The organism is Edwardsiella sp. EA181011 (assembly GCF_000800725.1).
Classification (GTDB): Bacteria; Pseudomonadota; Gammaproteobacteria; order Enterobacterales; family Enterobacteriaceae; genus Edwardsiella; species Edwardsiella anguillarum.
Window position 1 is genome coordinate 2,005,784 of the sequence record NZ_CP011364.1, and the last position, 12,210, is coordinate 2,017,993.

Below are 12,210 nucleotides of genomic sequence, written 5' to 3' on the forward strand. Positions count from 1 at the left end.
CTAGCTAACCCATTTTGCGTAGGAGGCAAAGGCATTTTCGTGAGCGGGTAGACGCTTTTGCGCGCCGGGATTAACCCGACGCTACAGGCTGGTCACACTTTGGCTACCCCGGCAGGGCGGGGAAGGGGGAAGGCGCCGCCGCGTTGGCAGGCGGCGGCGGCCGGGTCAAGCCTGGCGGTGGCGGGTTTGTAGACAGTCGATGACATCGCCCAGCGACAGCCGCTGATCCTGTAACAGCACCAGCAGATGGTAGAGCAGATCGGCAGACTCGTTGATCAGCTCATCGCGGTCATGCACGGCGGCCGCCAGCGCCGTTTCTACGCCCTCCTCGCCGACTTTCTGGGCGATACGCTTGGTCCCGCTGGCGTACAGCCGAGCGGTATACGAGCTTTGTGGATCGGCCGTTTTCCGTGCGGCCAGCAGCTGCTCCAGGTGATACAGAAACGGCCACTGCGCGCGGGCCGGGGCAAAGCAGCTGTCGCTGCCGAGATGGCAGGTCGGCCCCTGGGGATCGGCCAGAATCAGCAGCGTATCGCGGTCGCAGTCCGGGGTCATGCTGACCACGTTCAGGGTGTGACCGGAGCTTTCGCCCTTGGTCCACAGCCGCTGCTTGGTGCGGGAATAGAAGGTGACCTTACCGCAGCGCTCGGTATGATCCAGCGCCTCTGGCGTCATATAGCCCAGCATCAGGACATCGCCCGAGCCGGCGTGCTGCACGATCGCCGGCATCATGCCGTCCACTTTGTTCCAGTCCAGACGCTCTTTTTGCTGTTGCGAAAGAAAACCTTGAGTTAGCACAGTCGAATCTCCACACCGTTGAGCGCCAGATAGCGCTTGAGTTCACCGATTTGAATAATCTGTTTATGAAAGACCGAGGCCGCCAGCGCGCCGTCCACGTCGGCCTGGCTGAAGGCCGCCAGAAAGTGTTCGGGGGCACCGGCGCCGCCGGAGGCGATCAGCGGGACGTGGCAGACGGCGCGGATCTGCTCTAGCTGGCGCAGATCGTAGCCGCTGCGCACGCCGTCCTGGTTCATCATGTTCAGCACGATCTCCCCGGCGCCGCGCCGCTGCACCTCCTGCACCCAGTCCGCCGTCTGCCAGGCGGTGGCGCGGGTGCGCGCCTCATCGCCGGTGAATTGGTAGACCCGGTCGCTGTCGCTGGCGGCGTCGTGCCAGGTATCGATACCGACCACCACGCACTGCACGCCGAAGCGATCCGCCAGACGGGTGATCAGCGCCGGATCGGCCAGCGCCGGCGAGTTAATGGAGATCTTGTCCGCGCCGTAGCTCAGAAGCAGCCCGGCCTCCTCGACGCTGCGGATCCCGCCGGCGACGCAGAAGGGAATATCGATCGCCGCGGCGACCCGAGCCACCCAGCTTTTATCGACCACGCGACCGTCGGCGGAGGCGGTAATGTCATAGAACACCAGTTCATCGGCGCCCTCATCGGCGTAGCGTTGGGCCAGCGGAACGATGTCGCCGATGATCTCGTGATTGCGAAACTGAACGCCTTTGACGACCTGGCCGTCGCGAACGTCCAGACAGGGAATTATGCGTTTTGCCAGCATGCGATGGCCTCCTTCACGCTGAATTTACCTTCCAGCAGGGCGCGGCCGACGATGACGCCCTGCACGCCGCTGCCGCGCAGGGCGGCGATGTCCTGCAGCGCGCCGATGCCGCCGGAGGATTGAAATGCGATCTGCGGATAGCGCGGGCAGATCTGGCGGTACAGCGCCACGTTGGCGCCGCCCAGGGTGCCGTCGCAGGCGATATCGGTACACAGTACGTGCCGCAGTCCCAGCGGCAGAAAATGCGCTACCGTCTGCTCCAGGGTCACGCCGGAGTCCTCTTGCCAGCCGCTGACGGCCACGCGCTTATCGCCATTGGCGGCGATGCGCACGTCCAGCGCCAGTACCAGGCGATCGGCGCCGAAGCGCGTAAACCAGCGGGCGACCTCCTGCGGCTGGCGGATCGCCGTTGAGCCGACCACCACCCGCGTCGCACCGGCGTCGAGCAGCGTGGCCACGTCCTCTGCGCTGCGCACGCCGCCGCCGACCTGTACCGGAACGCTCAGCGCGCGCAGCAGGCGGGTCAGCATGGGGAGCTGACGACGGGCGGGATCGCGCGCGCCGCTCAGGTCGACCAGGTGCAGCTGCGCTGCGCCCTGACGCTGATACTCCAGCAGCCGCGTCAGCGCATCGCCGTCATAGTCGCGCTGGCGGCCATAGTCCCCCTGATGCAGGCGAACGACGCTGCCGTCGATAAAGTCCAGTGCCGGAATGATCATGACGGCATCTCCAGAAAGTTTTTCAGCAGGCGGGCGCCGGCCTTGCCGGAGCGTTCGGGGTGAAACTGCACACCGTAGAAGTTATCGCGGCGCACCGCGGCGCTAAAGGTATAGCCGTAGTCGCACTGTGCCAGGGTGTCGGCGCACAGGGGATAGGCGTAGCTGTGTACAAAATAGAAGTAGCTGCCGTCGGGAATCCCGCGAAACAGGGGATTACCGGCCAGAGAGGTAACCTGATTCCAGCCGGTGTGCGGCAGCGGCAGGCCGGTGTCGGTCATCCGTTCGACCGGGGTGTCGACCAGACGGAGGCAGGGGACATCCCCTTCGGCGCTGCGGCTGGCCAGCAGCTGCATTCCCAGACAGATGCCGAGTACCGGCTGGGTACAGGCCCTGATCAGATCGATAAGATCGCGCTGGCGCAGCTGCTCCATGGCCGCGGCGGCGTTGCCGACGCCGGGCAGCAGCAGCTTGTCAGCCGCCAGCACCGCCCGCGCATCGCGGCTGACGGTCGGACGGCAGCCCAGGCGCTCCAGGGCATAGCGCACCGAGGCCAGGTTGGCGCAGCCGGTATCCAGAATCACCACGTTGCACGCTGTGGCCATCACAACACTCCTTTTGAGCTGGGTAAGCGGTCGTCTTCGATGCGGATCGCCTGACGCAGGGTGCGGCCAAAGGCCTTAAACAGGCTCTCTACGCGGTGGTGGTCGTTCTTGCCTTTGGTTTTCAGGTGCAGGGTCACCCCCATCGCGTAGGCGAGGGAGTGGAAGAAGTGTTCGACCATTTCGGTGCTGAGATCCCCGACGCGCTGGTGGCTGAATTCGGCCTTGAAGGAGAGGTAGGGGCGGCCCGAGATATCCAGGGCACAGCGGGCCAGGCACTCGTCCATCGGCAGGACAAAGCCAAAGCGGGCGATGCCGCGCTTGTCTCCCAGCGCGATGCGCAGGGCTTCGCCGAGCGCCAGCGCGGTGTCTTCGACGGTGTGATGATCATCGATATGCAGATCGCCTTTGGCCTCTATATGCAGGCGCAGGCCGGCGTGAGTGGCTATCTGATCCAGCATATGGTCAAAGAAGCCGATACCGGTACGGATGTGGCTCTCGCCCTGGCGATCCAGCCATACCTCCGCCAGCAGCGCGGTCTCACGGGTGACGCGCTCCACCTGGGCATGACGATCGCGGCGGGTCAGGCGTTCGGCGATCTGCGGCCAGTCCAGACTGACGCCATCGGTTGGGGTCGCGGCGTAGCGCAGCCCGTTGATCCCCATGTTGTGCGCCAGCTGCAGATCGCTGTCACGGTCGCCTATCACCCACGCGTTGGCCGTATCCAGCACGCCGGGCTGCAGATAGTCGTCGACCAGTCCGGTGGCGGGTTTGCGGCAGCGGCAGCCCTCCTGCGGCAGGTGTGGGCAGATCAGCACCCGCTCGAACAGGATGCCCTGCGAGGTCAGTATCTGCATCAGTAGATTGTGCGGCGCATCGAAGTCGGCCTGCGGAAAGCGTTCGCTGCCCAGTCCGTCCTGATTACTGACCATCACCAGATGATAGCCGGCCTGCTGTAGCCGCAGTAGCGCCGGAATGACCCCGGGCATCAGCGCCAGCTTGTCCAGACGATCTACCTGAAAGTCCTGCGGCGGCTCGGCGATCAGGGTACCGTCGCGATCGATAAACAGATATTTCTTCATTTACGCCTCTCCTTCCTGGCTAAAACGGCGCAGTACCGCGAGAACCCGCTCATGCTCCGCGGCGCTGCCGATGGTGATGCGCAGGCAGTTGTTTAGCGAGGGCTGACGGCGCTGATCGCGCAGGATGACGCCCTGCTGCCACAGAGCCTGAAAGATCGACTCTGCGCGGTCACTGCGAAAGATTAGATAGTTCCCCTGAGAAGGATAGACCTCTTGAATGCAGTCGCAGCGCAATAACTGTGCGATCAGCGCCTGGCGCTGTTCAATCACGTAGGCAACCCGTGTCCGCATGGCGGCGATCCCGGCGGGCGAGGTGGCCTGGGCGGCGATGTCGGCGACCGGTGATGCCAAAGGATAAGGGGCGATGGTTTTCTGCAGCAGTGCGATCACCTCGGCGCTGCCCAGCGTGAAGCCGCAGCGCAGCCCGGCCAGGGCAAAGGCCTTCGAGAGGGTGCGCAGCACCACCAGATGGGGGTAGTCGGCGAGCCAGGAGACCACGCTGGCGTCGGGGGCAAACTCAATGTAGGCCTCATCGACGACGACCAGCGTCCGCCCGGCGGTCAGCGTGAGCAGCGTGCGCAGATCATCGGGATTGAGCAGGTTGCCGGTCGGGTTGTTGGGGCTGCAGACAAACACCAGCTTGACGCCGTCGAGGGCGGCAGCGATGGCCGGCACGTCCAGCTGCCAGTCGGCGCGCAGCGCGACGCAGCGCCGTTCGACGCCGCTGGTCTCCGCGCTGACGGCGTACATGCCGTAGGTGGGCGGACAGTAGATCATGGCGTCGCGCCCCGGTTCGCAAAAGGTGCGGATCAGCAGCTCGATGCCCTCATCGGCGCCGCGGCTGGCCAGCACCTGCTGCGTTGTGACGCCGGCATAGGCAGCGTAGTTGGCGATAAGCTCGGCGGGCTGGCATTCCGGGTAGCGGTTAAAGGCCTCGCTGCGCAGCGGGTAGCTGATCGGCTGCGGGTACTCGTTGGCATTGAGCCAGACGTCGCCGCTGCCGCCGAGGCGGCGGGCGGACTGGTAGGGGGTCAGGCGCTGTATGTTTTCCCGCGCCAGTGCGGTGATCGGTTTCATGATTGGCTCTCCTGGATGGCGGCGACCCGCAGGCGGACGGCGTTGGCGTGGGCGTCAAGGCACTCGGCCTGCGCCATGGCTTCGACCGTCGGGGCCAGCGTCAGCAGGCCGGCGGGGCTAAGGCGTTGGACGGTCATGCGTTTCTGGAAATCCGCCAGGCCCAGGCTGGAGTGGGTGGCAGTGTAGCCGTAGGTCGGCAGCACGTGATTGGTGCCGGAGGCATAGTCCCCGGCGGACTCGGGCGACCAGTCGCCCAGAAACACGGAGCCGGCGCTGGTGATAGCATCGAGCCACGCCTCGGCGTCGCGGGTTTGAATGATGAGGTGCTCCGGCCCATAGCGATTGCTGATCTCGATGCACTGCGCCAGCGAACGGGTGACGATCAGGCGGCTCTGCGCCAGCGCCTGACGGGCGATGTCGGCGCGCGGCAGGGCGGCAAGCTGGGCCTCGACCCGTTCGGCGACCCGGCGAGCCAGCGGGGCATCGGGCGTCAGCAGGATCACCTGTGAGTCGGGGCCATGCTCTGCCTGGGAGAGCAGATCGGCGGCGATAAAGTCCGGGTTGGCCCCGGCATCGGCGATCACCAGTACCTCGGAGGGGCCGGCGGGCATATCGATGGCGGCGCCCTGAGGGCTTTGGCTGACCTGCCTTTTGGCCTCGGTGACATAGGCGTTTCCGGGGCCAAAGATTTTGTCGACGCGGGGGACGGATTCGGTTCCGAAGGCCATGGCGGCGATCGCCTGCGCGCCGCCGACCTGAAAGATTTCGTCGATGCCGCACAGGCGCGCGGCGTAAAGGATCGCTGGGTCGATCGGCGGCGGCGAGCAGAGGATCACTCTGCGGCACTGCGCCACGCGGGCCGGGAGCCCCAGCATCAGCACCGTGGAGAGCAGCGGGGCGCTGCCGCCGGGAATATACAGCCCGACGGAGTCCAGCGCGCGGGTGACCTGGCGACAGCTGACGCCGGGCTGGGTTTCGACCTCGACCGGGGCCGGGCGCTGGGCGCGATGAAAGGCCTCAATATTTTCGGCCGCCTGGCCCATGGCGCGGGTCAGCGCGTCGGGCAGGCGGTCGCCGGCGGCGTCGCGGGCCTGGCGTGACACGCGCAGGCTGGCGGGGGCCTCCCGGTCAAAGCGTTGGCTGAGGCGATGTAGCGCCGCATCGCCGTCGCGGCGAACCTGGGCGATGATCGCCTCAACGCTGGCGCTGATTTGCGCGGCGCTGGCGATCGCCGGACGCTGTAGCAGGCGCTGCTGCTGTTCGGGGCGACAGTCGTCCCATTGGATAAGCGTATCAAAGCGGGTCATGGCGTTACTCCATCATCTTTTCAATCGGCAGCACCAGAATCGAGCTGGCCCCCAGGGCCTTGAGCTGCTCCATAGTTTCCCAGAACAGGGTCTCGCTGCTGACCATGTGCATGGCGACGCGGCGCTTGTCGCCGGCCAGCGGCAGCAGGGTGGGGCGCTCAGCCCCCGGCAGCAGCGCCATAATCTCCTCCAGACGATCGCTCGGCGCGTGCAGCATGATGTATTTGGACTCCCGCGCCTGGATCACCCCCTGAATCCGGGTCATCAGGCGTTCGATCAGCGCCTGCTTGGCGGGAGGCATCTCGCCGTCGCGCTGAATCAGGCAGGCCTTGGAGCGGTAGATAACCTCGACCTCGCGCAGGCCGTTGGCCTCGAGGGTGGCGCCGGTGGAGACCAGATCACAGATGGCATCGGCCAGCCCGGCGCGCGGGGCAACCTCGACCGATCCGTTGAGCAGGCAGGATTTGAAGCGGACGCCCTGTCCATCCAGATAGCGCTTGAGCAGGTGAGGGTAAGAGGTGGCGATACGGCAGTCCTGCAGGCCGCGGGCGCCGTCATAGGGCGCATCGATGGGCATGGCCAGGGAGAGGCGGCAGGCGCCGAAGTCGAGGCGCCGTAGCAGGGTATAGCGCGGATCTTCGCCCTGAGCGCGCCGGGCGAGCAGCTCCTCCTCCAGCACGTTCTCGCCAATGATGCCCAGGTCAACCACGCCGTCCATCACCAGGCCGGGAATATCGTCATCGCGCACCCGTAGGATGTCGATGGGCATGTTTTCAGCAAACGCGATCAGCCGCTGCTGATGCAGGTTGATTTTGATCCCGCAGCGAGCCAGTAGCGCCTGTGAGTCCTCGCTCAGGCGGCCAGATTTTTGCATGGCAATGCGTAAACGTGCTTTGTCCAACATGGTGGTTACCCCTGTATTCTCCAGCCGGCGCCGCGGCGCCTGTGAATGATGAACAACAAAAAAGCCCTCGGAAGAAGATCTTCCGAGGGCTTTTTCACATCTTGCGTCTGCCGCCACTGGAAGATCCGTTGACCGTCTTCCAGCACACATCCGCCTGAAAGAACTAGTCAGGGTGATGGTGATGATGGTGGTTGAACAGTACGCGAGTCAGCATGATTGTAGTCCGTGGTTCGGTATCGCTTGTATACGCTGCGCAAAATGCGCTCAGTGATTTTTAACCTAAACCAAGTGTACGGCGTATGGCAAGCGCTTTTTTTGGCCGCTTGACGATGGGCGCGGTTCGCCCATCGTCGCGGGAGCATCAGGCGCCGGCAAACTTATACTTGGCGTTGACGTCCTGGGTCAGTTGGGTAAAGATTTGATTGGTCAGGGTTTGTGTCGTGCTGAGCGCGTCGCTGAAAACGCGATCCTCAAACTGCTGCACCAGCCGCTGGGCCTTGGCCGGATCTTTCTGGTAGGTGGCCAGATAGGCTTTTTCCATGTCGCGCTGCATGACGCTGAAGCTGGCCTCCTGCTGCTGATAGGCCTTTTGTACCATCGGCGCATATTTGTAATAGTCCATCATCACCAGCGTTTGCAGTTTCCGGAACTGCCACTGGGCAGAGACCGAGTCCGCTTTTCCGTCGGTTACCGTGCGGTAGGCCTGCGGGAATTGCTGGATACTATTGGCATAAACCGGAATAAAAATAGAAATACTGGGCATGCCATAGGCTAAATATTCCACATCGGCAATACCACGTGGTAAACCATCGCGCGCTTGTAAAATATGTGCCTGCTGGGTGCGAAATAATGACACCGGACGTAGACGATAATCGGGGGTTTGAGTATAAGGCTTGCGATCTATGTTCTCATAGGTATTTCGCAGCCCCTGTTTTACCGCGTCGATATCAAGTTTAGCCTCCGGTTTAGCAAAAACGGGGAAATTTTGTGGAGCCGTCAGTGAGGTCTTGATATCTGGCGTATAGAGATGCTGTAGCGCATATACTCGGGGATAGTTGTAATAGGGGTCGTTTTTCTCGTTATGCAGCGTATAGGCCTTTTCAAAATTAAAGTCGCCGTCGCGCTTAGGATTGTAAAGACCATATTTTTCGGCGGCGCTGATCAGCGTAGGCGATGCCATATAGTTGGCGCTGTCGTCAGGCTTATAGGTCTGCAGGCGTCCCTGGTTGCCGGTGACATAATAGTCATCCTTCGGCAGGCGGGTGGCCAGCCACTGATGGCCGCTGCCGGTTTCCAGATACCAGATGTCGTGCTGGTCGACGAAGGCGACGCCAAAGCCTTCGCCGGCGCCTTTTTCTTCAATAATTTTACCCAGACGGGCGGCGCCTTCGCGCGCTGAGGAGACGTAGGGCAAGATCACGTCGGTAATGCTGTCTTCGGTAATGCCGGTTTCGGGCAGATAGGGGTCATGTTTGAGAGCCTCGGGGCTGGCGAAGATCGTCTCTGTTGCCGTCATTCCCACGCCTTTTTGGTTAAATCCAGCGGCCCCCCAGGTCATCTGATCGGGCAGTTTCCCCTCTTTGCCATTGGAGAATGAAGTATAAGCAAAAGCTTTTTTGGGGACAGAATAGGTGAATTTATTTTCATTGGCATGGAAGGTGCCACTGCTATTTTCTTTGGCCTGATGGTTTAGCATCACTTTCGATAGCGTGGGATCATGATCTTCGGTGCGGGCAATAATTCTAGAGCCATCGCTGGTGGCGCCGGAGGCCACTAAGATGGTGGTGCAGGCTTCGCTATTCAAGACGCCACCTGCGGCGATCAAACTAGAAATCAGGACGGCGCAAGATTTAAATTTCATCGGTAAGACTCCCATTGAAGAATTACTGGGATTATTGCACCAGGTTTTATTTAATTATTTTAACTGCATCATATTTCTTAGCGTTAAACACCAATATTTTATGATTTTGTGGAATTTTTATATGCAAATGCGCCATTGTTACGAATGTTTAAACCAAATGATGTTGCCCATGTAACATATGTTATTAAGGATGTCCTATGTGGCTCTTTAATATGCGAATTGGTTATTTGTCTCGTATATCGATATTAAAAATAAATTTTTCTCACCTCCCGCTGTCGCCTAGTATGAAAAACGGACGCCATCCGCTCGCCATCTGCCTGGTGTCGACAGTTATCTCATTGATATTCCTGTCACTATTATCCCTGTGGGTGGGCGGTCATTTCGCCGCTGCGCGGGGGAGCCATTCGGGAGGTATGCCATGTCTCATGCCCATCTGTTGGACGCACTACAGCCCCATGCGGCGGCGATGATCCCCCTACGCCGCCAGCTGCATCGCTACCCGGAGCTAAGCGGCAGCGAGTCGCAGACCGCCGATCTGCTGGCGAGTCATCTGAGCCAGTGGGGCTATCGAGTGACGCGGGCTATCGGCGGGCATGGGCTAGTGGCGACGCTGCAGGCCGGGCAGGGGGAGCGTACGCTCGGCCTGCGGGCCGACATGGATGCCTTGCCGATCCAGGAGCGGGGGGAGCGCGCCTGGCTGAGCCGCCATCCCGGCGTGGCGCACAGCTGCGGTCACGATGGACATTGTGCCATCCTGCTCTGTGCCGCTCACTACCTTGCCGAGCAGCGCCGCTTTAATGGCACCCTGCATTTGATCTTTCAGCCGGCGGAGGAGCGGTTAAGCGGTGCGCAGGCGATGATCGCGGATGGACTATTCGAGCGTTTCCCCTGCGATGCCCTATTTGCACTGCACAACATGCCGAATCTGGCCGGTATGCAGGGCGAGGTGGGGGATATCGCCATCCGCCCCGGGCCGCTGATGGCCGCCTCCGACGAGCTGGAGATCGTGTTGAGCGGGGTTGGGGGACATGGGGCTTTTCCCCAGCTGTGTATCGACGCCACCCTGGTGGCCAGCCATCTGGTGGTTGCCTTGCAGAGCATCGTGGCACGCAATACCGATCCATTACAGGCGGCCGTGGTGACCGTCGGCAGTCTACAGAGCGGGCAGGCGGCTAATGTGATCAGCGATAAGGCGCTGCTGCGGGTCAGCGTGCGCAGTCTACAGCCCGCGCTGCGCCAGCAGACGCTGCAGCGTATCGAACAGTTGACCCATGCGATCGCCGCCGCGTTCGGTGCCCAGGCGACGATCGTCCAGCTTGGCCGCTGTCCCTGCGTGGTCAATCACCCCGATGCCAGCCATCTGGCCTACCGCAGTGCCTGTGCGCTGTTGGGCGAGCCGCGGGTGCATCAGGATCCCCCGCTGATGATGGGCAGTGAAGACTTCGCGCTGCTGCTGGAGCAGGTACCTTGGGGGGCCTATGTGCTGGTCTATGGCGGCGCGGGCGGGGCCGCGCTGCATCAACCAGAGTTCGATTTTAACGACGCTATTCTGCTGCCCGCCGCCGCCTTCTGGTGCGCGCTGGTGGCGGATTATCTGCGCTAGCCACGCCTCATGGTGGTAAGGGACGCGGTGAAGACTCAGGATGAGGAGAAGAGGATATGGCGCGGGTGATCCGGAGTGGCGAGCGCAAGGTGTTCATCGGCGATAATCGGCTATTGCTGGGCATCGTCTTGAGTATGTTGACCTATTGGCTCTTCGCCCAGTCGTTATACAACGTCGTGCCGGCGGTACAGCACAGCTTGCCCGTCTCCCCCGGTACGCTGAGTCTGGCGATCAGTTTAAGCGGCCTGTTTGCCGGTTGTTTCATCGTGCTATGCGGTGGACTGGCGGATCGTCTTGGGCGGCGTCGCCTGAGCTATATCGGCCTGCTGCTGAGCTTAGTGGGGTGCGGTATCCTGGTGCTGGCGCAAAACGGCGCCCATCTGCTGGTTGCGCGCGCCTTGCAGGGGATCTCTGCCGCCTGCATCATGCCGGCGACCCTGGCGCTCATTAAGGTCTATTACCAGGGAGCGCGCGCGCGTCAGCGCGCCTTAAGCTTCTATGTTATGGGGTCATTCGTCGGTTCGGCGTTGAGTTCATTGCTGGGCGGCGCTATCGCCGCCGTCTTGGGATGGCGCGGGATCTTCCTCGTCTCGGCCATGGTGGCCCTGCTGGCGATGGGATTGATCCGTCACGTGCCGGAGAGCCGTAACGACGGGGAGGCGCCGGCGCTCGATTACGCCGGTGCCGCCTTCCTGACCCTCTCGTTACTGGCGCTCAACTTGACGCTGAGCAAGGGCGGTGAGTGGGGATGGCTGAGTGGCGCGACCCTGCTAGGTGTGCTGCTGACCGGCGGACTCTTGGCGCTCTTCATTACCACCGAGCGGCGTCTAGGCAGTCGCGGCTTCGTGGACTTTTCGTTGTACCGCGATCGGGGTTATCGCGCGGCCTCACTCTCTAACTTCTTCGTCAATTGCAACGTCAGCACGTTGGTGATCGCCAGCCTCTATCTACAGCGAGGGCTAGGCATGACGGCATTGGCGGCGGGGCTGATGACCATCACCTATGCCGCCGCCGCGGTCGCGATGGTTCGGGTGGGGGAGAAGCTGTTGCAGCGCATAGGGGCCCGGCTACCGATGCTGTGGGGGTGTGTGCTGATCGCCGTGGGTACGGTGCTGATGACGATGACGTTCTTACCGAAGAGCAGCTATCTACTGGGACTTGGCATCGGCTATCTGCTGCTGGGGATCGGTATTGGGGCCTATGCTACGCCCTCGACAGAGACCGCCATCGCCCAGGTGGCTAAGGAGAGAGTGGGCGTCGCGGCGGGGCTGTACAAGATGACCAGTGCGTTAGGGGGCGCCTTCGGCATCGCCGTGGCGCTGGCTCTGTTCAGCGCCGCGGGCGCGAGCGATGCCGCCAACCTGGCTTATGCTGGCGCCTTACCGCTGTGGGTCAATGTCGCCTTCAGTCTCCTGGCCGGTGGCGTGGTGCTGTGGCAGCTTCCGCCGTCTGCCGTCTCCTCCTCCTCGTCCTCCGCTTGAGTACGCAGG

12 protein-coding genes and 1 other annotated feature are annotated in these 12,210 nt (G+C 62.3%); of the genes, 2 read left to right on the forward strand and 10 right to left on the reverse strand.

What is annotated here, in order from left to right:
* Positions 1 to 165: 165 nt before the first annotated feature.
* The 10 genes from hisIE to QY76_RS08950 form a co-directional block, all read right to left on the reverse strand.
* Positions 166 to 798, reverse strand: coding sequence for a bifunctional phosphoribosyl-AMP cyclohydrolase/phosphoribosyl-ATP diphosphatase HisIE (gene hisIE / locus QY76_RS08910; RefSeq protein ID WP_045424359.1), 633 nt, complete (start codon positions 796 to 798; stop codon positions 166 to 168).
* Positions 792 to 1,568 carry an imidazole glycerol phosphate synthase subunit HisF gene (gene hisF / locus QY76_RS08915; protein WP_012849111.1) on the reverse strand — a complete coding sequence of 259 codons (777 nt, stop codon included), beginning with the start codon at positions 1,566 to 1,568 and terminating at the stop codon, positions 792 to 794. Before hisF ends, hisIE begins: the two co-directional genes overlap by 7 nt.
* Positions 1,550 to 2,287: a 1-(5-phosphoribosyl)-5-[(5-phosphoribosylamino)methylideneamino]imidazole-4-carboxamide isomerase gene (gene hisA / locus QY76_RS08920; protein WP_034162546.1), complete on the reverse strand. Its 738-nt coding sequence runs from the start codon at positions 2,285 to 2,287 to the stop codon at positions 1,550 to 1,552. Before hisA ends, hisF begins: the two co-directional genes overlap by 19 nt.
* A complete protein-coding gene (gene hisH, locus QY76_RS08925; RefSeq protein ID WP_012849109.1) occupies positions 2,284 to 2,889 on the reverse strand; it encodes an imidazole glycerol phosphate synthase subunit HisH in 606 nt (201 codons plus the stop codon). Before hisH ends, hisA begins: the two co-directional genes overlap by 4 nt.
* Positions 2,889 to 3,968: a bifunctional histidinol-phosphatase/imidazoleglycerol-phosphate dehydratase HisB gene (gene hisB, locus QY76_RS08930; protein WP_034162545.1), complete on the reverse strand. Its 1,080-nt coding sequence runs from the start codon at positions 3,966 to 3,968 to the stop codon at positions 2,889 to 2,891. Before hisB ends, hisH begins: the two co-directional genes overlap by 1 nt.
* The gene (gene hisC, locus QY76_RS08935) at positions 3,969 to 5,045 is read right to left on the reverse strand and encodes a histidinol-phosphate transaminase (RefSeq protein WP_045424363.1); all 1,077 of its coding nucleotides are present in this window, start codon (positions 5,043 to 5,045) and stop codon (positions 3,969 to 3,971) included.
* Positions 5,042 to 6,352 (reverse strand): histidinol dehydrogenase, encoded by a 1,311-nt coding sequence (hisD, locus tag QY76_RS08940; RefSeq protein WP_034162543.1) that lies wholly within the window; start codon positions 6,350 to 6,352, stop codon positions 5,042 to 5,044. The genes hisC and hisD overlap by 4 nt, the downstream gene beginning before the upstream one ends.
* A 4-nt stretch (positions 6,353 to 6,356) precedes the next feature.
* The gene (gene hisG / locus QY76_RS08945; protein ID WP_034162542.1) at positions 6,357 to 7,256 is read right to left on the reverse strand and encodes an ATP phosphoribosyltransferase; all 900 of its coding nucleotides are present in this window, start codon (positions 7,254 to 7,256) and stop codon (positions 6,357 to 6,359) included.
* Between the two features lie 55 nt (positions 7,257 to 7,311).
* Positions 7,312 to 7,444: a sequence feature (His leader region), on the reverse strand.
* Complete coding sequence (hisL, locus tag QY76_RS18705) at positions 7,420 to 7,467, reverse strand: his operon leader peptide (RefSeq protein WP_106389040.1); 48 nt, start codon at positions 7,465 to 7,467, stop codon at positions 7,420 to 7,422. It overlaps the preceding feature by 25 nt.
* Positions 7,468 to 7,617: 150 nt before the next feature.
* Complete coding sequence (locus tag QY76_RS08950) at positions 7,618 to 9,117, reverse strand: C69 family dipeptidase (RefSeq protein ID WP_034162541.1); 1,500 nt, start codon at positions 9,115 to 9,117, stop codon at positions 7,618 to 7,620.
* A 418-nt stretch (positions 9,118 to 9,535) separates the two neighbouring features.
* On the opposite strand from QY76_RS08950, the gene QY76_RS08955 reads away from it, so the two are divergent.
* Both QY76_RS08955 and QY76_RS08960 read left to right on the forward strand, forming a co-directional pair.
* Positions 9,536 to 10,720, forward strand: a complete 1,185-nt coding sequence (locus QY76_RS08955) for an amidohydrolase (RefSeq protein ID WP_045424366.1) — start codon at positions 9,536 to 9,538, stop codon at positions 10,718 to 10,720.
* Between the two features lie 56 nt (positions 10,721 to 10,776).
* Complete coding sequence (locus tag QY76_RS08960; protein ID WP_045424369.1) at positions 10,777 to 12,201, forward strand: MFS transporter; 1,425 nt, start codon at positions 10,777 to 10,779, stop codon at positions 12,199 to 12,201.
* The last annotated feature ends 9 nt before the right edge of the window (positions 12,202 to 12,210 follow it).

Coding starts and splice junctions, on each gene's coding strand:
- hisF (WP_012849111.1), bottom strand. CDS start 1,568: ATGCTGGCAAAACGCATAATTCCCTGTCTGGACGTTCGCGACGGCCAG.
- hisA (WP_034162546.1), bottom strand. CDS start 2,287: ATGATCATTCCGGCACTGGACTTTATCGACGGCAGCGTCGTTCGCCTG.
- hisH (WP_012849109.1), bottom strand. CDS start 2,889: ATGGCCACAGCGTGCAACGTGGTGATTCTGGATACCGGCTGCGCCAAC.
- hisB (WP_034162545.1), bottom strand. CDS start 3,968: ATGAAGAAATATCTGTTTATCGATCGCGACGGTACCCTGATCGCCGAG.
- hisC (WP_045424363.1), bottom strand. CDS start 5,045: ATGAAACCGATCACCGCACTGGCGCGGGAAAACATACAGCGCCTGACC.
- hisD (WP_034162543.1), bottom strand. CDS start 6,352: ATGACCCGCTTTGATACGCTTATCCAATGGGACGACTGTCGCCCCGAA.
- hisG (WP_034162542.1), bottom strand. CDS start 7,256: ATGTTGGACAAAGCACGTTTACGCATTGCCATGCAAAAATCTGGCCGC.
- QY76_RS08950 (WP_034162541.1), bottom strand. CDS start 9,117: ATGAAATTTAAATCTTGCGCCGTCCTGATTTCTAGTTTGATCGCCGCA.
- QY76_RS08955 (WP_045424366.1), top strand. CDS start 9,536: ATGTCTCATGCCCATCTGTTGGACGCACTACAGCCCCATGCGGCGGCG.
- QY76_RS08960 (WP_045424369.1), top strand. CDS start 10,777: ATGGCGCGGGTGATCCGGAGTGGCGAGCGCAAGGTGTTCATCGGCGAT.